The sequence below is a fragment of the Agrobacterium sp. NPDC058088 genome, from assembly GCF_042885035.1.
Taxonomy (GTDB): Bacteria; Pseudomonadota; Alphaproteobacteria; order Rhizobiales; family Rhizobiaceae; genus Agrobacterium.
The window spans coordinates 171,174-197,014 of record NZ_JBHVSU010000008.1; the positions used below are offsets into that span (position 1 = coordinate 171,174).

Here is a 25,841-nt window from a genome sequence, read left to right on the forward strand (position 1 = left end):
GAGTGTTCCATGGACGACCAGTCGTCACTTTCTGATTTCGTTCAGGCAAGCCGCGTCCTCAAGGTCAAGTCGCCCCTTGGCGAGGATCAGCTTCTGCCGGAGCGCCTGACCGTCGAGGAAGGCGTGTCGCAGCTCTTTGACATTCGCCTGACGGTGCGTGCCAAGAAGGAAGCGGTCAAGCCCGACGAGCTGATCGGACGGCTGGTTGATGTTTCGATCGAAATCAGCCAGGGCGAGGGTGAGGGCGGCGGTCTTCGCCGTCCCTTTAACGGCCTTGTAACAGAGCTCCATGAAGGTCCTCCGATCACGCGTGGGTTGCGCTCTTATTCGATGACCATCCGCCCGCAAATGTGGCTTCTGTCGCGGCGTTCCGACTGCCGTATCTGGATGGACAAGACGGCAGTGGAGATCGTCGAGACGCTGTTTTCAGAACACGGCATTCCGGCCCCTGATACGTCAGGCATTATTTCGCCGCCGCCTGCACAGCACTACAGCGTGCAGTTTAACGAGACCGATCTGGATTATCTTACCCGCCGTTTCGAAGAGGACGGCCTGTTCTACTGGTTCAGCCACGAGGAGGGTTCCCACAAGCTGCATGTGGCCGATAGCGCCAGCGGCTGGCTCGGGCCGTCGCTGGCTGCCCAGGGGGAGGGAACGGTGCGTCTGGCGCAGGGCTCTTCGGACCGTAACCACATCAATGATTGGGCGCGGCGTTTCTCCTACGTCTCCGGCCAGCGGGCGGGTGCGGACTGGAACTTCGAGACGCCGGGCATGGTGCCGGGCACGATGACGCCGTCTCTGGTGCAAATGCCGGATGCGACAAAACGCGAGCTTTACGAATATCCAGCCCGCATCAAGACAGTCGAAGAAGCCGAGCGGGCGCAGAAACTGCGCACCCAGGCGATAGAGGCCGATCATGACCGGGTATTCGGATCGTCCACCTCGCGCATTCTGGAAGCCGGCCGCCGCTTCACGCCTTACGAGGTCGCGCATCCCGAACATGCCTATGAAGAGCATGTGATCATCAGGGCAAGCCACAGCATCGTCGATCTCTCCTATGAGACAAACAGTAACGAGCCTGAGTATCGCAACCACTTCGAGGCAATTCCGGCCCGCGTGCCATTGACGCCGCACCGGATGACGAAGCGCCCACGCATCGAAGGCACGCAGGTGGCGATTGTCGCTGGTCCCGAGGGTGAGGAAATCCATCCCGATCAATATGGCCGCATCAAGCTTTGGTTCCCTTGGGATCGCAAGGCGAAGAAGGATGGCACGGATACGTGCTGGGTGCGGGTGAGCCAGGCATGGGGCGGCGGCACATGGGGTGCGCAGGTCATTCCGCGCATCGGCATGGAAGTGATGGTGGCCTTTGTGGATGGCGATCCGGACAAGCCGCTGGTTATCGGCGTGGTCAACAATCCCGCCAATTCCGTGCCTTACGACCTGCCTGCCAACAAGACGCGTATGGTGTTGCGCTCCAACAGCCACAAGGGCGACGGTTTCAACGAAATTACTTTCGAGGATGAGGCTGGGAAGGAGAACCAGTTCTTCCACGCACAGAAGGACCAGACCACCCGGGTGTTGAATGACCGGACCAAGCGTGTCGACCGCCACGAGGTGGCGTCCGTTGGCGGTAATCGCGCCGTCGAGGTTTCCGGCAACCAGAAACACGAGATCGGCGGCTCGGTAAACACCGTCGTCGGCGGCACGGGACCGATGGCGATGATGGCCATGGCGGGTGTGCAGGCGCTTTCCGGGCAGACGGCTGGTCTGCTTTCGCAGGCAGCCCAGATCGCCGGCGGTGGTGGTCCCGGCGTCGCGGCCTTCGCGACCACGCTTGCCTCATCGGCGCTAGGTTTCCTCGGTGCGGGCGGTCTTTCATCGCGTGAGGGGGTGGTCTCCGGCCCGAGCCCGCGCGCGGACGCGGGTACGGCGCTCGCCGGTTCCGGCTCAGGCGTCGGTTCCGATGCTTCGGGATTGTTTCCGCTGCCTGGCATCATGAATACGATCATTGGCGCGTTTCAGTCTACGTCGGTTGGGGTGGCGAAGGCTGAGCAGGTCGGGGTCAGCAAGGTCACGAATATCGGGCAGACGGAGGTTCGGCAGGTTGGAAAACAGCAGAACCTGACCATTGGCAAAGAGCAATATGTCGAGATCGGTACGGGACAGTACACGCGCGTCGGGGAGAAGATCACCGTCAATGTCGGCAAGCTCTACAATCTCGTCTCCGAAGAAAAGTATCACGGCGAGGCGAAGGTCTGGGAGATATTTGCCGACGATGAAATTCGCCTCTCGACGCCAGGCGGATACATTTCCCTGACCAAAAGCGGCATCAAGCTCTTTGCCCTGAAGATCGATATCGAAGGCAACCAGATCAACTTTAAAAAGGGCGGACCTGGCGAAGCTCCGTCTTGCTTGCGAAACATGACGGCAAGTTCAACGCCGTTCGTTGGGTAATTACGATGGCTGATCTCGCTAAACTCCGAGAAATTCTCCTGCGGTCGCAAAGGCCGGTGTTTGCAGTCCTTGATGGCGCGCAATTTCCCGATCTTCCGACAACATTGTCTGACGGAGAGTTTTTTCATCGATCTCTCTACCGTGCGTTTCCGAAAGAGGGGCAGGATCAGGATCGGTGCGCGCCGCAATTGGTATGGCTCGACCGCAGAAGTCGTGCAAATTCTGGAACAGCCGCCAGACCGGTGGATCAAGCTTCATTGGATAGGCTGATCGACTTGATCGATGGCAAACACGCTTGTGTTTTTTGGGAGTGCGAAGCCGGTGGAGAGAAACTCTATCATCATTTGCGCAAAATCAACATGGTGCTCTTTCCGAGGGATGCACAAGTAGATCCAGGTAAAAGCTATGAGGCTGATCCACGCCCCGCCGAGGACAGACCCGCTGCACCGCTTGGTCGAATGAAGCGGGTCATTCTGCGTCACAGCGACCCTAACGTCATGGCTCAGATCGTACCCACACTCAGCCAGGGCCAGTATCTTCAACTGCTCGGACCAGCGAACGCCATCATCTTCCAACCGGACGATGAGTGGGGCGACAATATAATGCGGGCCAGCCGGAAGGATGGGGCAGCGCGTGCGCCAAGGGGTCCTCTGACTTTCACGACGAGAAATATCGATGAGATTGAGGATCGGCGTCGAGAAACAGTCGTTAGCAAGCGCGTGGCCTATCTGAAAAAGGTCGCACCGGACTTCACCGCCTCAAGGAGTGACATGGAATTGCGCGATCTTGTGCGACGGCAGGATGCTGAGGCGGAGGAACTTGGATTGAGGCTCGAGTATTCTCGAAAATTATGGGCGTTCATGATGCTAATTTCTGGTGAGAAAAGCGGCCAGGCGCCGGAGGTCAGGAGGTATATCCGGTCGGGCCCGAGTGATCCTGACCGGAATTTTGCTGTGCTTTTCAATAAGACGAAAAGTGTTGTGCGCGTCCACAGGAGGGCCGGCTGATGCCTCCCTTACTGGCCGTAGGAGGCGGACTTGCGCTCGCCGGCGGTGGAGCAGCTGGCGGGGCCACCATTTCTGCAGGTACTGCGGCGTGGTTACTTGGAGGCGCTGTCGTCACCACGGGGGCAATCGTCTATGGCGACGACATCGTCAACGGCGTTAGCGGCGCGATGTCGAACGCCCAAACTGAAGCACAGGCACAGGATCAGGCAGTGCCTGCAACTCGAACCGTAACCTGCGCTCGCTGCGCGCAGAATCCCTGCGCATACCTCGCCTGTGGAGTGCCTGGCAGCACCTACCGAGGCGGAGCCCACGGCTGCATGACTGATACACCCGAGACGGTGGGGGACGGACTTGACAGCCACCATATGCCGGCGGATTCGAAATCACCACTGCCCAGACCTGTGGGGCCAGCGATACAAATGGATCCGGTTGATCATCGCCTTACGGCCTCTTATGGTGCCCGCGTCCATGGGCCAAGTTATGCCTTCCAAAGAGGACTTCTTGCACGCGGCCAGACGTACTCTGCCTTTATGGCTGATGTCCTAGATGCTCGTAGGGTGGCGACGTTGCAGGGAAACCCGACAAAATACGATGCGGCCATAGCGCAGGCGACGGCCTATGCAGAGTGCCTAAGACGAAACGGATTGATGAAATAGGAATGGGAACATGATGACCGCAGGGGATGACTGGAAGATTTTTCCACGCAAAGGACTCGGTAGGCTCGAATTTGGTATGTCTCCAGCGGGGGTCGACGCATGGTCCGAAACTTATGGTGCAATAATGGGTCGAGGGAGCGACAGGGCTTCTGACGGACTTTTGCGCGAGACGTTGGAGAAATTTGGTGGAGCAATGAGCGAAGAGGAGAAGCAGGCGTTCATAGCCGCATATGCGGAGAGCGGCCCTTCTCCAGATAGTGTCACGGAAACGCGTGGCAAACCCGGTCTCGTTCTGAGGTATGAAGCTGACCGACTTGTCGAGATCATGCCAGCAATCGGACAGCGGCCTCTGTTTCTGGATGGGGTCGACTTATTATCATTGAGCGCGCTTGAGGCTTTGGCGCTGCTGGAACGTCTGAACGGCAAACCAGGTCGGTATGCCAGCACGGAAGCAGCATTTGACCAACTCGCCATTTCGACGGACGGTTTCTGCGTCGCAGATAAAGCCGCAGGTGTGCAAACACTTAGCGGCGCCGATGAGCGTTTTCGGGGCCGAACTGTAACTCTGCGCGAAAAGCCATATCTCCCAGCGGAAGAGATGGAGCGATTTATCGTCCACTCTGTTTTGGAGTAGTACGGCATGTCTGAACAGTCGGCCCGGCCGCAAGCGCCGGACAAAATCACGACCGCTAGGCTCGTGCTCCGGCGACCGGTGCTGAGCGATGCTGGCAGATTATACGCTATGCTCACGGATCCGGATCTCTTCCGTTATAGCCCGGTGCCGTTCACCGGCACACTGACTGACGTTAAGCACATAATCGTTGAGTGGGACGAGGGCTGGGACAAGGGCCTGAACACTTACGTCGTCGCACGGAAGGAACTGGTGGACGAGCCTATCGGGTTTGTGAATATCGGGCCGGACGAAGAGCTTGGTGGCGCGTTGATCCATGAATTTTCAGGTCAAGGGCTATCTGAAGAGATCATGCGCGTGCTGATTTCCGAGCTTGGACTGACAAAAGCCTGGACGCTGATCGACGCAAAGGTTGCGCCATTGATACGTCTGCTTGAAAAGGTCGATTTTCACGTCGAGAAAATACTGCCGCGTCACAGAGTGCATCCGCAAGTTTCATTAGAAAAGCGGGATTGTGTTCTTATGCGACAGAACGTCCTTGAGAGATCTTGATACTCAATCCATGTAGGCAGCCAGCAATTGGGCTCACGCAAGTATCAATATTTCCGCGAAAATGAGGTTCACGATGGTTGGTCGCGCAGTTACTCTCAAAGGCCATATGCACGTCTGCCCCATGATTGATCCAGGGCCTAAGCCGCATGTCGGCGGGCCGGTTGTTTCGACACAGCAAAGTTTCGTTACAGTCGAGGGCGTGCCAATTGCCACAGTCGGAGACAGCTTACTTTGTACTGGTGTGCCGACGACATCGGATCGAATTACAGGCGGTTCTGCCGTCGTAAAGATTGATGGCAAGGCGGTGGCGCGCCAGGGGGACCCTTGTGCACACGGTGGCTCGCTGGTTCAGGGCGTTCCTTGGATTTCATTTGAGTAGTTTTCTCTTTTTGGGGGCTCGAACGCTAAAGTGTTAAGCTGTTACATTCAGGTATGCCGCTGTGTGACGAGCCAGCGGTTACAGCCATCCGTGTAACGTCCATTGAAACGGCTTCGCCCGTTTGATTGGCAGAACCTGCCTTTAGCCTCTGCCCATTGACACACGGTTTTCGCGCGCCGGCCCCGAAAGAAACTCCGCCACATCCTGCTCCCTCAGTGGTGGCGCATAAATATAGCCCTGTACCAGCGTGGCGCCGAGGCCTTCGAGTGTGGCAAGTTCTGCTGATGTTTCCACGCCTTCGACCACGCATTCCAGTTCCATATCCCGGCTGAGTGCAAGAAGCGATTTCACGATTTTGTAGCTGGCCGGTTTTTCGTGCAGATCCGTGACGAGGCTGGTGCTTCCGACTCCGACAATGCAACATCAGGGGGCAGCGCTGGAGCGGGTTCGGGACACGGTCAAGGTCAGTCAAACACGCCAACGTCCTGAGCAAATTTGAAGGGTGGATCATATGGTTTCATATCAAACTAGGCTTGAAGCTGTTCTTACCAAATTGGCTGCTGGTCAGCAGGAGAAGGGGCGTGGCCCGGTTGACAGCGAAAAGTACATGGGCCGGATTCCAGAATCCATCTTCAAAGTTTGGGACGAGCTTGGCCTTGGGGTTTTTTGGAACGGTTACTTTCAACTTTGTGATCCTGGCAAGTATCGACCTATTCTCGACCAAGTCCTTTTAGGAGATCCTGATTTGCATCCCGAGAGAACTCACGCCATAGGTTTCAGCGCTTTCGGGGAAATACTCGCTTGGAACGAAACTCATCGAAGTGTTTATGTCACTCTCCCGGAAAGTCAGGTGTCGTGCCGCTGGTTAATCTCCCCTAAACAGGGGGTCGACCCAAACTTGACGATCTTAACAAGTTTGCTGATGGTAGACGATGACTCATACGACATGCCGGACGAAAACGGCAGACCATTATTTAAGGTGGCACAATCGAAACTTGGTGATCTTGGAGCTGGGCAAATCTACGGGTTCAAGCCCATCCTTGCCTTTGGTAGCCCCAGAAATGCCAACAGCTTGATTGTATATGACGCCTTTCCACATATGAGCATACTTGCACAGGCGCATGATTTCCAACTGATTGATATGACACCTTTCCCACCCCAACCCGTGCGCAGGATCGGTAGCTAGTTGTCTGGCATCTTCGCCCAAAACGCTTAATTGCCAATTCATATTAAGATTGTCCTAAACAAGGAAAGTTGGATGGTTGGACGCCCGTTTAGTTTAAAAGGCCATATGCATGTATGCCCTATGATCGACCCCGGTCCGAAACCCCATATTGGGGTACGGGTAAATTCGACGCAGCAGAGTTTGGTGAACGTCGAAGGCGTACCAATCGCTACAGTTGGACACATGTCTCTGCGCAGGCGTGCCTACTAATGACAAGATCATCGCAGGCTCGTCCGTTGCAAGTATTAATGGGAAACAGATTTCCCGTCTAGGTCCTGTTGACAAAGTGGATTCTCAAATCAGCTAAAGCATGATTCAAGACTGCCTTTTAGGAGGTGATTTTGGCTCGCGGCGACCTCACGGATTTGGAATGGCGGATTGTTGAAGGACTGCTGCCCACCGAGCGCGGGAGGAAGTCTCGCCCTTCTCACGATAATCGGCAGTATCTTAATGGCATGTTGCATGTTCTGCGGGTCGGGTGCCCTTGGCGCGACATGCATGAGCGGTATGGCAAGTGGAATTCCGTCTACGTGCGCTTCCGCCGTTGGGCAGAACAAGGCGTATGGGATGCCCTGCTGGAGACGCTTGTCGAACTGGGCCTGACCGATGACTGGCAGCATATGATCGACAGCACCACGGTTCGCGGCCATTCTCAGGCTGCGGGCGCAAAAGGGGGACTTATAAGGAGGCTTTTGGTCGATCACGCGGCGGCTTTTCGACGAAAATCCACGCCCGTGCAGACGGTCAGGGACGCCCTCTTGGCTTCATCCTGACAGGTGGTGAAGCTTCGGATTACAATGCCGTTCCCGATCTGCTAGCCATGCCGGGTGCCAAGCCGAGGCTGTTTCTCGCAGACAAGTGCTATGACAGCGACGCTCTGCGCGAAGAGTTGCTGATCCACGGGATCAGGCCCGTCATCCCGCCAAGGGCCAACCGCAAAGACCCGCCCGCCTGTGACTTCAGAGACTAAAGGGACCGAAATCGTATCGAGCGGCTGTTCAACCGGCTGAAGCAATTTCGTCGTGTCGCCACCCGATACGATAAAACCCGAAAATCCTTCGCCGCCTTTCTCGTGTTGGCCGCCGCAAAAATATGGTTGCCACACTTGCTCCGGTTCATGAGTTGTGCACCTTAATTAAAACGGCAACACGCTGCAAAAAGAGGAGAAAAATCTTGTATGACTTCAATCATTTAGAGCGCAAGGCGAAAGACTTGATCGCAACTGGGAAGGCAGCGGACGCGGTTAAGATTTATCTTTTCATGGCAGATGGCGACCAGTCGTTGGATGCCGGATATCTCGGGGAGCGGTTGGGAGAGTGTTATGAGAAGATTGGTGACCTGCATGCCGCAAAATATTGGTATGGAAGAGCGGTGGAGGAAAATCCCGACGTCAGGCTGACTTCTGTAGCAGCGCGTAAAAGGCTCCACGAAGTCAGCATCGAAGCCTTTTTGGGCGACGCAGAAAAGTAGTTCTTACTGAGCAACTCAAGCTACTTTGTCAACAGAACCTAGGCGACAGCTGCGCGCATGGTGGTAGGCTCGTTCAAGGTGTTCCGTGGCTAACTTTTGAGTAGAATTGAAATGACTCGTAGTACCCCGTAAAAATTTTGAGTCGCAAAATTGCCGAACATCGGGGTATACTGCCATACGCGAATGAGACGAATTAATCGTGCCGAGGCTAGACCGCCTTTGATATTCTTCACGATTGCGAACAACGCGGCGCCCACTTCATTGTGCTCGAACCAGTGTTTCATCGAAGGACAAATGTGCAAAATCATTCCAAATGTTCTAGGAATGGACGGTGCTGCCGGTAAGGGCGACGCAATCTTGGCGTTCCAGTGTTTCGAGAAGCAGAATATTTGTGAGGAGTAAAAATGCCAGAGCTTTTTACTCCATATGAAAATGCCTTAAAGCGCTTCGGCTTGCCCGAAAATCCTGAAATTATGGGTGAGGCAGATATTGCTCGATATAAAAACAGCATTCCCGAAACCTATTTAGATTTCATTCGACATGCGGGCTTGGGAATTTGGAAGCAAGGCTATTTTCAGTTTTGTAATCCGGAAAAGTATAAGTCGATAATAGCTCTCGCTTTGGATGGCGACAAACAGCTGAACCCCGTTCGGACACACGCGTTGGGGTTCTCTGCGTTTGGAAAAATCTTGGCATGGAATGAAGACTATAAAACCACTGAAATTAACATCCTTCTTCACAGAGTGACATGCCGCGGGTTGTTCAAAGAGATTCCTGCTGAGCGATCTGACATTAATTTGGGTATAGCCGTTGAGGGTATTGATGCAGCATCTTTTGATGCCCCAGACGAAAAAGGTAAGCTTATGTTCGATCGACTTCTAAAAAGTTTGGGGAAGCTTCAGCTCGGGCAAATCTATTCACCGAAGCTACATCCATCGTTTGGCGGTCAGCTTACCGTTGGGAATATGCGCCCAGTCGATGCGCTTTCCGCCATGACTATTGCGGCTCAAGCTGGACCGTTTACGCTATATGATTCTACGAAACCATCTACCCCCGCAGTGCGTACTATTGGCAGCTAGAGGGGTATTTAAATGGTTGGGCGCTCGGTCACGCTGAAAGGTCGTATGCACGTCTGCCCCATGGTCGATCCAGGCCCGAGGCCGCATGTCGGAGGACCTGTCATATCGACGCAACAGAACTTCGTCACGGTTGAAGGCGTGCCTGTTGCCACCGTTGGAGACAGTTTGCTCTGCACAGGCGTTCCGACAACGTCGGACAAGATTACGTCTGGTTCTTCGGTTGCCAGTATAGAAGGTAAGAAGATCGCCCGGTTGGGTGATGCCTGCGCGCATGGCGGCAAGCTTGTTCAAGGCGTTTCGTGGCTGACGTTCGAATGACCGCTGTCTAGCACGCCAGCGGAACCGTTACACGATATTTTTGGCATCGCCGTTAGAGATCTGCAGGATTGAATGGCAAGAGGATAAAAGGGGCAGTTTCGGACCTTGCCGTAGCTACCCGAAGGCACTCCGCGCTGACCGATTTTCTTCGGCGCACGATGCGTGAGCCTGGATTCTATGTTGAATTTCGTAAGGCGGGAGACGGATAGAGATTCCTCCGGCGTTGCTTGAGCGCGAATTCAAGGGTTTGGCGCAATGAGCCACGTCTCTTTCCTCGTCTTTAAGGCTAGACAAATGGGAATTAGACCATCTTGATTTCGATCATTCTTTCATAGTCTTATCGGGGATGCGGGGCGCTATTTCGTAGAGGCGGGAGATGGAATTCCGCAAGCTCGGTGCGGACACAGGGATAAACTGTCACGTGACGTCGTATATGACAGCATCAGATAGCGCCAGAAGGAAGTAGCTCGGGTGGTTGTAGAGAAAGGCAGGCAGACTGCAAATCCTTCTCGGAAGGCACTTGCACCGAGGCTGTATGCGATCCTGGCACGGTCAGCGAGAACAGGTGTCGTATTTCGGCGCGGTCCGAGCAGGCTGGTGCAGCTCATTCGCTGGGACTTGCGCACCGACACTTTTGAACATGGTCAATGGTTGAAGGGACGGGTCTACGAGAGACGCTGCGATCTTTCTCCGTCCGGAGAACTTCTGGTCTATTTCGCGGCCACAAATCGCCAGCCCTACGGGAGCTGGACGGCCATATCGAAGCCGCCATTCTTTACCGCATTGACGCTTTGGCCAAAAGGAGACGCGTGGGGAGGAGGCGGTGTTTTCGAGGACGAGAACAAACTGCTTCTCAACCATTCATTTGACGATAACCGCGTCTCGCTTGCTCCAGGTTTTCGCTTGAAGCGAGGCATGCAAGTGGGCCCGTGCGGTAAATTGTCGGGCCGTGGAGAGGACGAGCCCATCAGCGGCTACATACTCGCGCGTGACGGTTGGCGTGTGATCGAGGCCGGTGAGGGGCAAACCAATGGCCTGAAGGCCTCGACCTTTTACAGCTTCAATAAGCCGCGTGTCCTGCAAAAACCGGGTGCAAACGGCCGGCGCCTTCAGATGGTTCTTCATTCGATCGGTCGCAGTCAAAAGGCGTGGTACGGACTTGACTACCGCGTGTTTGACCGGGACGGAACATTGCTTGTCGACCTTCCGGAAACGGACTGGGCAGACTGGGATGGCGGCGATCTGGTGTTTGCACGCGGCGGGTGCCTCTATCGGCTGGCAAAAAGCGACTTCCGATCCGGTGATGTCATGCCTATTGAGTTTTCCTCGCGCCTGCATGACTTCAACGGCGCAGGTTTCACCGCCCTGGCACCTCCGCACGCCGCTCGTCACTACTGATGCACCCAGCCTCGCCGGGAGCTTTGATATCAGGCATTACTCATCCACTTGCATCTTCGGGTCGTAACCGCCTTACGATGCCACCGGAAACGTGGAGCTGTGTACCGCCCACCCGGACAGAGTAGAGTCCGGCCGGCTCGACTCCGCCCGGTTCAATATCCTCAATGCGCAGCAGTCCTGTATCGGTTATCGCGTAAACATGGCGTGCGTCCACTGCGAATACACGGTTGAGGAAATGCAGACTGGCTGGATCGATTCCCGGTATCTTTTTGCGATAACTGCCTCCGACCAGCATCTCGCCGTTCGCGTCAATCAGAAGCTGATCGTGGACGCCACGTGCTGTGGCGGGGTTGACCTTGCCGGGCCGGCCGATGGGCTTCCCGCGATAAAGCAGGGTGTCGCCCATCCGTGCAAAGGAATAGCCGAGCGATTCCACCGCTGCTGGATTGTCGATGCCGCGCTTGCGCACACCTTCCACGATCAGCCCTTTTGCGTCACGTGCATAGGCGCCGCCCAAAACCTCGAATCTCGCCATGTCGACTTTGACGACAGCAAGCTCTGGTAAAGGGGCTGTACTGTCGATATAATAGGCCTGCTGCTTGTCTTTGAACCAGGGGCCGTCGAGCTTTTTGAAGCTCGCTGGATCGGCTTTCTTAACGGGCTCCATTCCGTAACTTTCGAGGCCGGGCAAGAAGTAGCGCAGGCCGTGCCGATCCTGCCCGAAAACATCAACGATGTGTCGGAAGCTGTCGTGGTCGAAATGATCGAGTGAGACCCATTCGGCTTCCTGCGGACGCTGTGGCCTAACCAAAATCCTGCTTCCATCGCTGTAATAGAGACCGCCGATCGGGACTGGCTCATTCCCCACAAACGCGCTTGCCCCGCGGCGTGCCTTCTCCCGGTGCCACCAGCTGTCGGCGATCTCGGGATGGTTCTCGAAATAGCCACTCCAGGACTCAAATTCTGCCGAAACTGATTGAGGTTGCCCCGCATAGTACGGCCGCTCGCTGTCATAAGCGCGATACTGACCTGCTTCTGATGCGCAGACAAAACTCTCTCGGTCCGCGTCGGGAATGAGGCTCTTCTCCCAATAGACATGCTTCCTATCAGCGAAATATCTGCCTTCTTCGCCGATGGAATGGAAACTGGCCGCATCCGCGCCTTCAATCGCGACCCCATAAGCATAGACCTTGCGACTGTCCTTTGCGTAGTGACTCTCTTCGATACGGATGCCCGGTTTCTGGCCGCTGCCGTAATAATAGCTGACGATCCCGAATGTACCCGGCTCCTCGGTGGGAAGGCGCAAGTTGGTAATGTAATAACCGGCGGCCTTGTCGACACCATAACGTTGGTTCAGAACGGTGAAGCTGCCCGGATCGGCGCCACGCGCTGTGAACCAGAAAAGCTTCGTTGGCGTCTCGCCCTGGCCGTAGACATGTCTATCGTCGCAAAACCAGCGGTCACCAAGCTGTCGAAAGGTGAACGGGTCGACCCCGGACAACGGGACGCTCTTGCGGTCGCGGATTGGTGCGCCGTCCACAAAGACCTGATGGCCATTGTGGATATAGCGGATGGTCGGAAATCGTCTTTCTCCGATGTAATGCGCGACCCAGTCAACATCGGCGAAGGGGCCGATGCGAGGATTAGCTTCGACTGCCCGCCGCAAAGCCTCAAGCTCCCTGCGCATGCTGAAGGGTTCCGTTACCGGAAGGCCGATACCGTCATTCCCCGTCAGACGCTGGAAAAGCGCCCGATCCTGTTCGGGTTCGGCAAGTCCATCCCGCCTGAACGCGGCTGCAACCCAATTTGTATTGGCGTAATGAAGTTGGCTGTAGCGCTCTCTGAACCGTCGCCAGCGCGCGGGATCTATCTTGAGACGCTCGAATACCTGTGACGCAGCATATCCGGCCTCGGCAAAAAGAGTGGCCGCATACCAATGGGCATAGGGTAGTGGGAAAAGTTCAGTCAGCTTCATTCCGCCCGAGTCCGCTCCGATCTGTGGTGTCATTGCCAGCCGTGGTTCCAAGCCAGTTAACCTGTCTATCTTGCGCCATTTTTTGCGGCCCAAAATACCAGAAAGAAACAGGATTTTTTACTTTAAGAAAATATCCTAATTTGATGTTGTTGCTTCCTTTTATGCGCTTTTAGTTTTTATCTGCGCCGGACCTTAGTGCTGCGTTGTCACCATGGCTTGTCGCACGATATCGTAGACAGTATGAGCTGGAAGACGGGAAAAGAAGTTGCTGTTATCGGCGCCGGAGGACCACGCTGACCAAAGGGTGAGTACATGCAGGCGCCCATTCCGCCATATGACGGTCGCATCTATATCGCCGCTGTCCTGACCTTTTTTGTCTGTCACTGAAAACCGGAAGGTGCGTGCGGGGATTCCCTGTTTTGCAAGCAGACTGTCTGCCTCACTCGATATCAGTGCGGGTGGCCGGGCATCAGGTGTCTGCCTGACAAAGTAATCCCTCACGATCGTGGCTCCGGCCATTTCCAGGTCCGGTTTTTCCTTCATGTCCTGAACTAGCAGCCATATCAGGCCAACATCTCTTCCGACCTTGCGCCTGATCATGTGCAACTCGGCCGGCAAAGCGCCATGAAAATCGTTGATCGGTATTTCCCACTGGTCCGGGACGCGGAGTGTGATCCGCTCGTTGCCTATCCGAACAGGAAACGATTGCAGCTCTTCCCCAAAGCTTGATTCTTCTCCATTTTCCCATGACAGGCTGTCAATGAACGCAACGGCGTACTTGTCGGCCCGAACCACCAGATCATAAGCCGCGTCAGCACCCGCCGCGTTGCTGACATCTGCAATGAAATTTGTGCCCAGCGCCTGCTTCCCGCGAGAGAAGCAATAGCTGATAAGGGCGCTATGTGGTTCGCCGCTCTGATCCTTAGTGCCCAGAAGCATAGCCTCTGTCAGGTCCGATGCAACTTTTGAGACGCGCGTCGTGTATCCACCTGTGTCTGCCTGGTAAGTGCAGATCCGGAACGCTGCCGATGGCGCCTGCAGATTGTAGCCGACAAAGGTCGTCTCGATTTTCGGACTGGAGGAATCTGAAGTGATTTTTCCAACGACTTTCACATTACCGATTGTGCCAGGCTCCGTTGGGCTCATTGGTACGGTTTCGGCCGTAGCATTCAGGGGAAGCGTCCCCTCAAGATTGAGGGCGGGTGCTGAGAAATCGAATTTTCTCGTCACCGGGACGGCATTTTGAACGGTACTATCGTTATCCTGTGCAAAACCGGTTCCGGCGAACACCGCAACGGCGACCGAAGTTGCGACAAGCACACATGCAAAAGAACGGCATTTCTCTCGGTGTACCATCCGCTCCCCGGTCAACATCAATTATAATTCTGCCGAACCGTGCAATGAAAAGTACAGCGACACAACCTCTGAGTTTATACCGGTGAAGACTCTGATGGAACGTCATTGGACCAAGCGCCAGACGGCCGGAATCGTGACAGCTCTCAAAAATCTCCGAGAACAGATGTCAAGGTACTGTGATGTTCGTGTGCGCGAACATGGCGGCTATGACGTTGTCGTTGACCCGGCTTACATTGGAAACCACCAACCGGTTAAGGCGACGCCACCGGCAGGGCATATGCATCCAGGCCATATTGCGACCCACCGACACAAAGGAATCCGCCACACGCTCGATTACCAAATCTTTAGTTGTGCGCCACTTCGCGAATACCTAGCTTAATGATGAGGCCGTATCGGATTTGAGATGAGGGACGGGAACCGCAGCCCGTCTCGCGTTTTATCCCGGAAAGACCCTTTCTCCAAGGTCGAGATCTCCGTCATGAGTTTTCAATACGATAGTACCATTAACTTTCGCCTTCATCATCTCCCTGCCAGAGGCATGTAACGATGCGTGCCGCACTTGATTTCGCACCCGGCGCACCGGGCATTGACGCACGCTGGACGTCGAGCGCCAAGAATGGTGTGGGAACCGCACTGTCGAAAACCTCTCCAGTCTGGTTTACGCTCAGCCACGGCATCCTCAACGAGGTTTATTATCCACGTATCGATAGCGCCTGCACCCGCGATCTCGGTCTTGTGGTCACTAGAGACGACGGATATTTTTCGGAAGAGAAACGGGACTGCACCTCCGTTACCCGCCCTTTCGAGAGTGGAATTCCCGCGTTCCAAATCACCAACACGGCGACAGATGGATCCTACCGGATTGAAAAACAGGTCATCACCGATCCGGCGCGGGCCTGTGTTCTTCAGCAAGTCTCCTTCTCGCCCTTGAAGGGAAAGATGGGGGATTACCGTGTAAGCCTCCTTCTGGCGCCGCATCTTGTCAACGCCGGCAATCTCAACTCCGCCTGGATAGGGGAGTATGAAGGGCGTCAGATTCTGTTCGCGACTGGTCGCTCTCGATATCTGGCGCTTATTTGCGATCTTCCCTGGCGCGCCGCAAGCGCTGGTTTCGTGGGCGTTTCCGATGGCTGGCAGCAATTGCGCCGCGTCGGACGAATTATCGAGGAATATCAACGGGCAGATGATGGCAATGTTTCGCTGGCGGCGGAAATCGATTTTAGCGAAGCTCACGATACGGCGACATTGGCGCTTGGTTTCGGCCAGACCGAATATGAAGCGGCGGCCTGTGCTGTCGCAAGTCTGAAATCCGGCTTCAGGCATGCGCACGACGGCTATGTTGCCAACTGGCGCAGCTGGCAGGACAGCCTTGAGGGCCTCGACCGCGATACCCATCACGGCGTCAATTCCTATCGCGTGTCGACCGCCGTGCTTGCCGCACATCGTGCTGCAGACCGGCCCGGAGCCGTCGTGGCGAGCCTGTCGATCCCATGGGGAGCCTCCAAGGGCGATGACGATCTTGGCGGATATCATCTGATATGGCCGCGAGATCTGGTGGAAGCCGCCGGCGGGTTTCTGGCGGCCGGCGATCACGAGGAGGCTTTGGCCATCCTTGATTATCTGCGCCAGGTGCAGCAGCCCTCGGGGCGGTGGCCGCAAAATCTCTGGCTGGATGGCAAGCCCTATTGGCCGGGCGTGCAGATGGACGAATGCGCCTTTCCGATTCTGCTTGCGGATATGCTGCATCGGCACGGCCACCTCGACCACGCCGCAAGGGCGGATTACATGCCGATGATCCGCAGCGCCTCGGCCTATATTCTGGCAAACGGCCCGACGACCGGCGAGGACAGGTGGGAGGAGGACGCCGGCTACAGCCCGTTCACGCTTGCAGTCGAGATCGCTGCGCTGCTTGCCGCCGCTGATCTGCTGGATATGGAGGGCGATGCGGCGCAAGCCACGCATCTGCGCCAGACGGCCGATTGCTGGAATGAGCAGATCGAGCGTTGGACATTTGCTGGCGACCCAACCCTCTGCTCGGAGCTTGATATCTCCGGCCATTATGTTCGCATCGCTTCTCCCGGTACCACCGATGCCGTTCAACCCTCGGGCACCACGCCCATCCTCAACCAGACACCGGATCGCGCTTTCCTGCCAACAAGCGATGTGATCAGCCCGGATGCACTTGCGCTGGTCCGCTTTGGCCTGCGCGCACCAGATGATCCCCACATTGTCGCAACGGTGAAGGCGATCGATCATTGCCTGCGCGCCGACCTGCCGCAGGGGCCGGTCTGGTACAGGTACACGGGCGACGGATATGGTGAGCACCCTGATGGAACAGCATTTGACGGCACGGGTCAGGGCAGGCCATGGCCGCTTCTGACCGGCGAGCGCGCCCATTACGAACTTGCTGCGGGCAGACGCGGGGCGGCGGAAGCTTTGCTGACCACGATGGAAAAATCGGCTGGGCAGAGCGGCCTTTTCCCCGAGCAGGTCTGGGATCAACCCGATCTTCCCGACAGGGAGCTGTTCTATGGCCACCCATCGGGCAGCGCGATGCCGCTGGTCTGGGCGCATGCAGAACATATCAAGCTTCTGCGTTCGCTCGCCGATGGCTCCGTTTTCGACATGCCGCCGCAGGGTGTGGAGCGTTACATCCGCAACAAGACGCCGTCGCATCTTCGAATCTGGTGCTTCAACAACAAGATATCAGCAATGCCCACCGGCAAGGTTCTGCGGCTGGAACTGGCGGATGATGCCATCGTGCACTGGAGCACCGACGGCTGGGCGACGACAACAGACACAAGCACGATGGCCTCCGGTCTCAGCACGCATTTTGCGGACTTGCCCGTGCAGGATATGGCGGCCGGCGGCACGATTGTTTTCACCTTCTACTGGCGAGATGCTGGAGTGTGGGAAAACGAGAATTTTACCGTTCGTCTCGGCGAATGAACCAGCAATAGCGAATTGCACAAAAGGAGTGTCAGCATGCAGATTGGAATGGTTGGGCTTGGTCGAATGGGCGCAAACATGGTGCGCCGCCTTTTAAAGCACGGGCATGATTGCGTGGTTTTCGACGTCAATCCCGACAATGTCGCGGCGTTGGTGAAGGAAGGCGCAACGGGCGCGACCTCGCCGGACGATCTGGTTGCCAGGCTCTCTCCGCCACGCACCGTGTGGCTGATGCTGCCCGCAGCCATCACGCCGAAAATCGCGCGGGACTTTGCGGGCAAACTCCAGGCGGGCGATGCCATCATCGACGGCGGAAATTCCAGCTATCGCGATGCGATTGATCTTGCGGCCGAGTTCGCGTCCCGCGGCATTGATTTCATCGATACCGGCACATCCGGTGGCGTCTGGGGGCTGGAGCGCGGTTATTCCCTGATGATCGGCGGACCGGTGGCTGCGGTCCAGCGTCTCGACCCGATCTTCGCTTCCCTTGCGCCCGGCGCAGGTCTGGGCATCGCTGCCGACCCGGTCACCGGAACGGCACCGATGGGATATCTGCATTGCGGTCCATCAGGGGCAGGGCATTTCGTCAAGATGGTCCACAATGGCATCGAATACGGTGTCATGGCCGCCTATGCCGAAGGGCTCAACATCTTGAAAGCCGCCAATGCGGGCACGCAACATCGCGAGGCAGATGCCGAAACCGCCCCTCTCGCCCATCCGCAATATTACCAGTTCAACTTTGATCTTCCCGCTGTGACCGAGGTCTGGCGGCACGGGTCTGTTATCAGTTCCTGGCTGCTCGACCTGACGGCGGAGGCGCTGAAACAGGACCCTCACCTTGACCATTACGGCGGTCGGGTGTCCGATTCAGGTGAGGGCCGCTGGACCCTTCAGGCGGCCGTCGAAACCGGCGTGCCGGCCCCCATTTTGGCATCGGCGCTTTTCGAGCGTTTTTCCTCACGCGGCGAGGCCGAGTTTGCCGGCAAGGTGCTGTCGGCCATGCGCAATGCCTTTGGTGGCCATCTGGAGAAAGCCAAATGAAGACATCAGCCACGGACAGACAGCGATCGGACGTGCTGGTGGTGTTCGGCGCCACGGGTGATCTTGCCTATAAGATGATCTTTCCCTCTCTCTACGCCATGGTGAAACGCGGCGCGCTGCAAACGCCCATCATCGGAGTCGCTTTCGATGATTGGCCGCGTGAGCAGTTGATAGCGCGGGCGCGGGATGCGGTCGCCAACCATGTGGACAAGATCGATGAAGGCGTCTTCGAAAAATTCGCAGCCCAGTTGACCTATGTCTCCGGCGATTACCGTAACGAAGCGACATTCGAAAAGCTGCGCACGGCGCTCGGCGCGCACCAGCGTCCGCTTTATTACCTCGCCATTCCGCCGTCTCTCTTCGAAACCGTGGTAACCGGCCTCAACAAGGCCGGCATCGCCGCTTCGGCAAGGCTGATGGTTGAAAAACCCTTCGGCCGTGACCTTGCCTCCGCCGAAGCGTTGAACGAAGCGCTGCACGCGGTTTTCGAAGAGGATGCCATTTTCCGGATCGACCATTTCCTTGGCAAGGAGGCCATCCAGAACCTTCTTTATTTCCGGTTTGCCAATGCCTTTCTCGAGCCCGTATGGAACCGAGACCACGTTGAAAGCGTGCAGATCACCATGGCCGAAGATTTTGGCATCAAGGGGCGCGGCAAGTTTTATGACGAGGTCGGATGTATCCGCGATGTAATCCAGAACCACCTGATCAATGTGCTGTTGCTTCTGGCAATGGAGCCGCCAGCAACAAGCGCCTCGGATGATCTCGTCGATGAAAAAGTGCAGATACTGAAAGCCATGCCGCCACTCACACGCCATGATGTAGTGCGCGGACAGTTCAAGGGTTATCTGGACGAGCCGGGTGTAGCTCCGGCCTCGAGCCGGGAAACCTTCGCCGCCGTGCGCTTTCGCGTCGCCACGTGGCGCTGGAATGGCGTGCCATTCTTTATCCGCGCCGGCAAGAACCTGCCGGCGCATGCAACCGAAGTCGTGGTCCGCTTCAAGCGGCCGCCAATTGCGCTCTTTGGCGATGTCGAGACAACCCCCGCCAATTATGTGCGATTCCGGCTGGGGCCGGATATTGCAATTGGAATTGGCGCGCGCCGGAAGGCTGCGGGCGATGGCATGCGCGGTGAGGCCGTAGAACTCGGCGCAGTCGATGACGGTATCGGTGACATGGCGCCTTATGAGCGACTGATCGGTGATGCGATGGCGGGCGAACGCCAGCTCTTCACCCGTCAGGACGCGGCGGAACTGGCCTGGAAGATCGTGGAGCCAATCCTCGATGATCCCGCAGTGCCGCCTGCATACGATGCGGGAAGCTGGGGACCGGCAGAAATGGCAGGGTTTGGGCCGCCAGGCGGGTGGGTTGATCCCGAATAGCACCCACAACACAGTCGACGGAGGCCAGGTCATGGCACAGGATCAAACTGTTCTTGCAATCGATATCGGCGGCAGCCATGTGAAAATCCGCCTGAGCACGGGTGGCGAAGAACGCAAGGTTGAAAGCGGAAAGACAATGACGGGACCTGAAATGGTCGCCGCGGTAACCGCCATGGCAAAGGATATGACCTACGACGTCATTGCCATGGGATATCCCGGCCCGGTCGTTCATAACAAACCGCTTCGAGAACCGGTCAATCTGGGCGAAGGCTGGGTGGGCTATGATTATGAGGGCGCTTTTGGTTGTCCTGTTCGCGTCGTCAACGACGCGCTCATGCAGGCGATTGGCTCTTACAAGGGCGGACGCATGTTGTTTCTAGGGCTCGGCACGGGTTTGGGCGCTGCCATGATTGTCGAGAATGTTGCCCAGCCGATGGAGATCGCCCATCTTCCTTACCGCAAAGGCAAAACGTATGAGCACTATGTCAGCGAGGCCTATAGGGAAAAGAAGGGCAACGCGAAATGGCAAAAGCGCGTACACGACGTCGTTGAACGCCTGAGCGCGGCTCTTGAACCGGATGAGGTCGTCATCGGTGGCGGCAACGTGGAAAAGCTCGATACTCTCCCGCCGAATTGCAGACGGGGAGACAATGCTCTTGCTTTTGAGGGCGGATTTCGTCTTTGGAAAGATCCAGCTCTTATCTTTTGAAAATCACGGCTGCGGTTTTTGGTTATGTTGTTCGGGGCGCGCCGCGCACATGGATAGCCTGCTGCCGCGCGTCAGGATATGCCTTTGCACCGAAGGATGGCGTTGATCGGACCATGAAGGCTATATCGGTTGCAAGCAGGTCACGCTTATGGTGGTCATAGTTATTGGATTACCGGCAGGGGCACCGCCATGATCGGCATAGCTCGAATAGGCGCAACCGCAACGACATCCGCCGTGCTGCGGAGGCAACATCCAAGGCGGGCAGACATAGGGCCCGGCATTTCTAGCTGCGCTTGGTCATGCTCTCGCTCGTATGTGGGAGACGCTGCTTTATCGTGGAAAGTCTGTGAGGAAACCCGGCAAGGTAGATCCTTCGAGTGCGCGGGGTGTGCACGACTAGCTGCTTATTGATGGAACTGGACATAGGTTGCTGCGTGGCGTCTGCTGGAAGTCAATCCCGGCATTGACCCGTATGGCCTGGGCTTTCTTAACTTTATCTTTGCTCATAATGGCAAGCGCATCTGTGGTCTCTCTTCCGACGTTTTCACGCCCTGCGATGAAGTGGACTATACGCACGCAGCCGTTGATAGACCGTACGAGTTGATCGTTGGTGACGATCGGTTTACCCTCCATGAGAAGACGTTCCGCCGGGCGCCACGCCAGTCTGTGTGAATATCCAGCAATGATGTGGGCTCCAATCTTTCCGATCTCTAGGAATGCTGATGCTTTCTTTGCCAATCGTGTGCGCAATCGCTGCGCTTCTCGCACTTTTCACAACCGCCAGCGAAGCGACTGCAGCAGGTGATTGGAAAAAGCATGTCTTCGATTTCAACATGCCGAGTGTAAATTTCGAAGCAGAAGTCCCAAACGATTCCACGGTTGAAACGGTCCCAATGGAGCAGGCGGAACTCGGCTCTATCGGCAGGGTGAAAATCGTCGGAAAGGTTACGCCGGGACCCGATGGCCAGAAGGTCGAGGCAACAGTTGTGGCTTACGATCTCCGTAGTCCACCCGCAGCATTGCCGATATGTAAGTATGAAGCTGAAATTTCAGGCTACACACCTGTTTCCATGTTTGCCTCCCCGGATCTGACTGAGGCAAAGGTTTTTGCAACGCAAAGCGACAACGGCAAGCCAAAAAGCGCGATCCTCAGTCACTGCTTTGCAAAGGGAAAAAATGCCCTAGCTATCCATTTCATCGTTAACGTGGCGGGGAAACCAACGCCAGAGGCAGCCAAGAAAGCGCTACAGGATCTTGACACTTATTCAATCGGGTTCCTCAAGAGTTTCCAGTTCTCCGATGGCAGACAGGCAAACTTCGGTGATGAGATGCAGCTTGTTTCCCTTCGTATCGGTGAGCGCAAAATCGGACTGCAAATCCCAACGGATTGGCAAATACCGATCAACGATTTTCGAGGATCCCTGCCGGCTGAGTTACACATGATTCGTCGCAGCGGCGGGGAGGATTTCGGTCTGGTTTGGCTCAGCGTGCAGGAGATGAAGGAAAAGCCGGATCTCGAAACGACAGGTGTCGCGATTATTCGAGATTACTTTGTTAAGCAAACGCAGGACGCCGAAGCGCCGGTGCTGATCGGTAGTAACGAGAATCCGGTCATTTCGGAGCATATGTTCGCCAACCGCGAATTCCGTTTCTCCGTCAAAAAGCGGAACGGAGAGGATATTGGGGTTATCAACGCGACCATTGTATGGAAGGACGGGCAACTGACTGTGATCAGTCAATGGTCGATCTGGGCTGAGAGCGCCGGTCGCAACGAGTTTTTCTCTCGCCTTCCTGGTGTTACAGTATACGGCCTGGTGCGTTCTGCTTTGCTTGGGGTTGCACTGTAGTCTTCAAGCTTTTTCACCAAGCTAGCACTTCGCGAGCAGTCGGGTGATGAGTTCACTCACTGACTTGACGCTATCGACTGAGCAAATGCTTTTCAAATTCCCGTACAGTTGATCGGAATCCTTCCGTCCTGCCCACCGGATACAATCCCTGAATTTCGCCAATTTTTGACCTTCAGTCAGGGGCGCCTCTATAGCGCCATTGGCATGAAGGCGTTCAACCGAAAATTGGGTTCCATCTTTTAACGAGATACTGACTTTGTGCGGTAGACGCTCAAAGCCGCGTTCTTCTTCGATGCTATATGACGTTATGCTGATCTTTGCCATATGCACACGGAGTTCGGGGCGCTTGGCTGCGGATGGTGTAAAGTCACGAAGTGATAAGCTGCCTTGCGATAGGGTCACGGCAAGGCAATATTGCATTGAAAATCTGGCTTGCATTTCATCAGATGGGTCCGGGAAGGCAAGGTTATCGAAAGCGGACCGACCAACTTTCGTCTCCACACGTTCGATGTCCTCGATTGAAAATCCGTACTCCTTCTGCAGGTCCAAACTCGCATCGATTGCTCTGTGAGTGGATGCGCAGCACGGGTGGAGTTTGGTGACCAGGCCGCGCGTTTCGATGATGTGTTTGTCGTCGAAGGAAAGCTCGCCCCATCCTGCCGCGTCGTCACCTCCGAAAAGATCCAGGAAGCCGTTCGCTCGTTCGAGGATGTCCAATCTGCCGCTCAAACCGGATCGGGCTAGCAGCGCTGCTTCCACGGCATTTCGGGCGGCCATACCAGCATGAAACGGCTTCGCGCCGGTCCCGAATTGCCCCTTTGGGCCAGAAGCCATGCTCGCAGCAAGGCTCATGGAGTGTGCGATCTGGGCTTCGGTAAGCCCCAATAGGACGGCCACGCCTGCCGCGGCCCCTAAACAACCGATTGTCGACGTGCCGTGCCATCCTCGATTATAGTGCGATGGGATGACGCCAAAGCCAATTGCCGCCTGTCCTTCGAGCCCAGCGAGATATGCGTGGATGAGCCTCTCGCCTGATATATCGTCACTGGTTGTCGCGACGGACAGAAGGGCGGGGACAAGGACGGCCGATGCGTGTGCGCGTGCGGGGTGGAAATTGTCATCGAAATCCAGGCAGTGAGCTGCTGTGCCGTTGACAAGAGCAGCAAGTGAGTGTGACGCGCGGCCTCCTGTTAAAACCTGTGAAATTCCTTCTGTGCCGATCTCGTCACGGAAAGCTGCTGCGACAGACTGCGGGGCTGCATCGTTCACGCCTGCAATCATGCAGCCAATCGTATCTACCACCGCATCTGTAGCGCGCGCTGTGGCAATGGGCGAAAACGACGTTCGTGACACGAGCTGACGGGCGATTTTTTCGAGAACGGTTGTCATTCGAGCGCTTCCTTGCAAGTTTCAAAGGGAGCAGCAGTGATGAACGGGCACGCTTATCCGCGCAATCTTATGCAAATGACGGGTGACGTCATCCGGGAGAACGAGAATGAAAAAATCGGGCGACGTCCATATCAGTATCAAACATATCCAGGCATTTGACGCGATTGCTGCAACAGGTTCGACCATCGCTGCTGCGGTCGATCTTGGCATATCCCAATCAAATACCAGTCGCCTGTTGAATCAGTTGGAAGTCCATCTCGGCGTGCGGCTGTTCGACAGGGATAAGAACAGGCTTTCCATGACGCGGGAGGGGCTGAAACTAGGGCCGCAAATCAGGGCTATTGCGGACAAGCTAACCGCCTTGAAGATAATGGCGCGGGAACTTGAAGAAGGGCGCTCGACAGAGATACCGCTGCGATTGGCCTTCCCGGCCAGTCTGTCCACAACCGTAGTGCCGCGTCTGATCAAACGCTTTCTTGCAGAAGTCGGACCGGCAAGAATCGAAATCGCGTCCGGCAATTATCTTGCGATCGAGCGGATGGTGGCTGACGGTGCCGTCGATCTTGGTTTTACGCGCTTGCCATCGCCCACCCCAGGGCTTCGTGAAGAGCATGTAATGGGAACGCGCAATATCTGCGTGCTACACAACACCCATCCGCTTGCCGGAAATTCAAAGATCGAGGTTGAACAGTTGAAGACGGAAGATCTGATCCTTCTTAATCGGGAACGGGCAGTCCGTCACGAACTGGAGGCGGCCTTCTATCGGGCCGGACTACGCCGTCGTCCATCGATAGAAGCGCATTCCGTCGGTTGCGGCTGTGCCCTGGCGGCACAAGGGCTCGGAATTGCAATCGTCAGCGAGTTGCTGGCACTCGAATATCAGTCGTTGCCAGTGGCGTTCTTGCCGCTTGAACCGGCCATTCCTGTCGATTACGCCATTGTCAGCTCTGAACTTACCCCGCTTCCGAAAATGGCTGTGACGTTCTTGAGCTACATCAGGGAATGGGCGTAAGCGGTTGTATTCGCGAAATGAAGAAGGGCTAACGAATGATCAATTTCAGGCAGCTAGAGGTTCTAAAAACTCTCCTTGCGACAGGTTCGACCATCGCGACCGCCAAAAGCATGGGGCTCAGCCAATCCGGTGTCAGCCGTCTTCTCCAGCAGCTCGAAACGGATCTGGAACTGAGGCTTTTTGACCGGGATAAGGGAAGGCTTATTCCCACCCCGGAGGCTAGCATTCTGGCTCGTGATGCCGAAACCATACTGCTCGGACTGAACAGGTTCTCGGGCTTGGCGGAAGATCTCCGAAGCGGGGCGAAGGGGCCGGAGCTGGTGCGGATAGGGCTTCCCAGCAGTATGTGGGAAAATTTCGCACCCGCGATGATGAAGGAGTTCGTGCGTGACTACCCATCCGTGCGGATCGAAACGTTCTTCGAGACGACATCCAATATCGCTCGTCTGGTCGAACAGAAAGTTATTGATTTCGGATTTCTGCGCAACGAGCATCCTGCATTACCTGGAATCGATATGGAAATCGTGGCGACGGGAACAAGTGTTTGTGTTCTCCCGGAAGCGCACGAACTGGCGTCGATGAAGGAAATCAGTGCGCGCGATCTTCGCGGCGTGCCGCTCATCCTTATCGGTCGCCAGAGGCCAACGCGCATGCTGCTTGATCAGACCTTTACGCGCGAAGCCGTTAAGCAGAACGTAAAAATCGAGACTCACACGAACAGCTCGGCCTGCTCCTATGTCGCCCATGGACTGGGCGTTGCGATATTGAGCAGCTTTTTCGCCAATCTTTATCGTCACCTCCCCATCGTGCAACGCCCGTTTGTCCCGGTCACGACACAGGAATTTGCGCTCGCAACACCTTCCGGTACGTCGGCCTCATTGGCAGCGAAAGCGTTGATGGACGCGCTGAAGCGGCAGATCGAAGTCTCACAAAGCCACCATTTCAGCTAACCAGACAGGGCACCGTTTGTTAGCTTCGATGGATCGTGGCGTCCGCAGATTATGCATCG

At 56.0% G+C, this 25,841-nt stretch carries 23 protein-coding genes and 1 pseudogene; 20 read left to right on the top strand and 4 right to left on the bottom strand.

Going from position 1 to position 25,841, the window contains the following annotated elements:
* Positions 1-9: 9 nt before the first annotated feature.
* The 5 genes from tssI to ACFVTJ_RS19810 all read left to right on the top strand — a co-directional run bounded on the left by tssI (position 10) and on the right by ACFVTJ_RS19810 (position 5,682).
* Positions 10-2,457 carry a type VI secretion system tip protein TssI/VgrG gene (gene tssI, locus ACFVTJ_RS19790; RefSeq protein ID WP_386910310.1) on the top strand — a complete coding sequence of 816 codons (2,448 nt, stop codon included), beginning with the start codon at positions 10-12 and terminating at the stop codon, positions 2,455-2,457.
* Between the two features lie 5 nt (positions 2,458-2,462).
* Positions 2,463-3,464, top strand: coding sequence for a DUF4123 domain-containing protein (locus tag ACFVTJ_RS19795; RefSeq protein ID WP_386910311.1), 1,002 nt, complete (start codon positions 2,463-2,465; stop codon positions 3,462-3,464).
* Between the two features lie 666 nt (positions 3,465-4,130).
* The gene (locus ACFVTJ_RS19800) at positions 4,131-4,754 is read left to right on the top strand and encodes a hypothetical protein (protein ID WP_386910312.1); all 624 of its coding nucleotides are present in this window, start codon (positions 4,131-4,133) and stop codon (positions 4,752-4,754) included.
* Between the two features lie 6 nt (positions 4,755-4,760).
* Positions 4,761-5,303, top strand: coding sequence for a GNAT family N-acetyltransferase (locus tag ACFVTJ_RS19805; RefSeq protein WP_386910313.1), 543 nt, complete (start codon positions 4,761-4,763; stop codon positions 5,301-5,303).
* A gap of 73 nt (positions 5,304-5,376) precedes the next feature.
* The gene (locus ACFVTJ_RS19810) at positions 5,377-5,682 is read left to right on the top strand and encodes a PAAR domain-containing protein (RefSeq protein WP_386910314.1); all 306 of its coding nucleotides are present in this window, start codon (positions 5,377-5,379) and stop codon (positions 5,680-5,682) included.
* A 141-nt stretch (positions 5,683-5,823) separates the two neighbouring features.
* Here ACFVTJ_RS19810 and ACFVTJ_RS19815 read toward each other — a convergent pair.
* Positions 5,824-6,078 (bottom strand): annotated as a pseudogene (locus tag ACFVTJ_RS19815) (EAL domain-containing protein); the annotation flags it as partial.
* A gap of 115 nt (positions 6,079-6,193) precedes the next feature.
* Here ACFVTJ_RS19815 and ACFVTJ_RS19820 point away from each other — a divergent pair.
* The 8 genes from ACFVTJ_RS19820 (at position 6,194) to ACFVTJ_RS19855 (ending at position 11,172) form a co-directional block, all read left to right on the top strand.
* Positions 6,194-6,868 carry a GAD-like domain-containing protein gene (locus ACFVTJ_RS19820; protein WP_386910315.1) on the top strand — a complete coding sequence of 225 codons (675 nt, stop codon included), beginning with the start codon at positions 6,194-6,196 and terminating at the stop codon, positions 6,866-6,868.
* Positions 6,869-7,248: 380 nt separating this feature from the next.
* On the top strand, positions 7,249-7,680 hold the full coding sequence (locus ACFVTJ_RS19825; RefSeq protein ID WP_386910316.1) for an IS5 family transposase: 432 nt from the start codon (positions 7,249-7,251) through the stop codon (positions 7,678-7,680).
* Positions 7,632-7,877, top strand: a complete 246-nt coding sequence (locus ACFVTJ_RS19830) for a transposase (protein WP_386910359.1) — start codon at positions 7,632-7,634, stop codon at positions 7,875-7,877. Before ACFVTJ_RS19825 ends, ACFVTJ_RS19830 begins: the two co-directional genes overlap by 49 nt.
* 36 nt (positions 7,878-7,913) lie before the next feature.
* Positions 7,914-8,042: a hypothetical protein gene (locus ACFVTJ_RS19835; protein ID WP_386910360.1), complete on the top strand. Its 129-nt coding sequence runs from the start codon at positions 7,914-7,916 to the stop codon at positions 8,040-8,042.
* 38 nt (positions 8,043-8,080) lie between these two features.
* On the top strand, positions 8,081-8,377 hold the full coding sequence (locus tag ACFVTJ_RS19840; protein ID WP_386910317.1) for a hypothetical protein: 297 nt from the start codon (positions 8,081-8,083) through the stop codon (positions 8,375-8,377).
* Between the two features lie 404 nt (positions 8,378-8,781).
* Positions 8,782-9,456 carry a GAD-like domain-containing protein gene (locus ACFVTJ_RS19845; RefSeq protein ID WP_386910318.1) on the top strand — a complete coding sequence of 225 codons (675 nt, stop codon included), beginning with the start codon at positions 8,782-8,784 and terminating at the stop codon, positions 9,454-9,456.
* Between the two features lie 12 nt (positions 9,457-9,468).
* Positions 9,469-9,774 (top strand): PAAR domain-containing protein, encoded by a 306-nt coding sequence (locus ACFVTJ_RS19850; RefSeq protein WP_386910319.1) that lies wholly within the window; start codon positions 9,469-9,471, stop codon positions 9,772-9,774.
* Between the two features lie 597 nt (positions 9,775-10,371).
* Positions 10,372-11,172 carry a hypothetical protein gene (locus ACFVTJ_RS19855; RefSeq protein ID WP_386910320.1) on the top strand — a complete coding sequence of 267 codons (801 nt, stop codon included), beginning with the start codon at positions 10,372-10,374 and terminating at the stop codon, positions 11,170-11,172.
* 40 nt (positions 11,173-11,212) lie between these two features.
* Here ACFVTJ_RS19855 and ACFVTJ_RS19860 read toward each other — a convergent pair whose 3' ends face one another.
* Positions 11,213-13,147: a DKNYY domain-containing protein gene (locus ACFVTJ_RS19860; RefSeq protein ID WP_386910321.1), complete on the bottom strand. Its 1,935-nt coding sequence runs from the start codon at positions 13,145-13,147 to the stop codon at positions 11,213-11,215.
* 192 nt (positions 13,148-13,339) lie between these two features.
* Positions 13,340-14,503, bottom strand: a complete 1,164-nt coding sequence (locus ACFVTJ_RS19865; protein ID WP_386910322.1) for a hypothetical protein — start codon at positions 14,501-14,503, stop codon at positions 13,340-13,342.
* A 546-nt stretch (positions 14,504-15,049) separates the two neighbouring features.
* Here ACFVTJ_RS19865 and ACFVTJ_RS19870 point away from each other — a divergent pair.
* The 5 genes from ACFVTJ_RS19870 to ACFVTJ_RS19890 all read left to right on the top strand — a co-directional run bounded on the left by ACFVTJ_RS19870 (position 15,050) and on the right by ACFVTJ_RS19890 (position 22,431).
* A complete protein-coding gene (locus ACFVTJ_RS19870) occupies positions 15,050-17,452 on the top strand; it encodes a glucan 1,4-alpha-glucosidase (RefSeq protein ID WP_386910323.1) in 2,403 nt (800 codons plus the stop codon).
* 36 nt (positions 17,453-17,488) lie between these two features.
* Positions 17,489-18,493 (top strand): phosphogluconate dehydrogenase (NAD(+)-dependent, decarboxylating), encoded by a 1,005-nt coding sequence (gene gnd / locus ACFVTJ_RS19875; RefSeq protein WP_386910324.1) that lies wholly within the window; start codon positions 17,489-17,491, stop codon positions 18,491-18,493.
* Complete coding sequence (zwf, locus tag ACFVTJ_RS19880; protein WP_386910325.1) at positions 18,490-19,875, top strand: glucose-6-phosphate dehydrogenase; 1,386 nt, start codon at positions 18,490-18,492, stop codon at positions 19,873-19,875. The genes gnd and zwf overlap by 4 nt, the downstream gene beginning before the upstream one ends.
* A gap of 31 nt (positions 19,876-19,906) precedes the next feature.
* Positions 19,907-20,584, top strand: coding sequence for an ROK family protein (locus ACFVTJ_RS19885; RefSeq protein WP_386910326.1), 678 nt, complete (start codon positions 19,907-19,909; stop codon positions 20,582-20,584).
* A 716-nt stretch (positions 20,585-21,300) separates the two neighbouring features.
* Entirely contained in the window at positions 21,301-22,431 is a 1,131-nt protein-coding gene (locus tag ACFVTJ_RS19890) for a hypothetical protein (protein ID WP_386910327.1), read from the top strand.
* 21 nt (positions 22,432-22,452) lie between these two features.
* Here ACFVTJ_RS19890 and ACFVTJ_RS19895 read toward each other — a convergent pair whose 3' ends face one another.
* Positions 22,453-23,820 carry an MmgE/PrpD family protein gene (locus ACFVTJ_RS19895; protein ID WP_386910328.1) on the bottom strand — a complete coding sequence of 456 codons (1,368 nt, stop codon included), beginning with the start codon at positions 23,818-23,820 and terminating at the stop codon, positions 22,453-22,455.
* 106 nt (positions 23,821-23,926) lie between these two features.
* Here ACFVTJ_RS19895 and ACFVTJ_RS19900 point away from each other — a divergent pair, with 106 nt between their 5' ends.
* Together ACFVTJ_RS19900 and ACFVTJ_RS19905 are read left to right on the top strand one after the other, a co-directional pair.
* Positions 23,927-24,832: a LysR family transcriptional regulator gene (locus tag ACFVTJ_RS19900; RefSeq protein WP_386910329.1), complete on the top strand. Its 906-nt coding sequence runs from the start codon at positions 23,927-23,929 to the stop codon at positions 24,830-24,832.
* A 38-nt stretch (positions 24,833-24,870) separates the two neighbouring features.
* Complete coding sequence (locus tag ACFVTJ_RS19905) at positions 24,871-25,782, top strand: LysR family transcriptional regulator (RefSeq protein ID WP_209091986.1); 912 nt, start codon at positions 24,871-24,873, stop codon at positions 25,780-25,782.
* Positions 25,783-25,841: the final 59 nt, after the last annotated feature.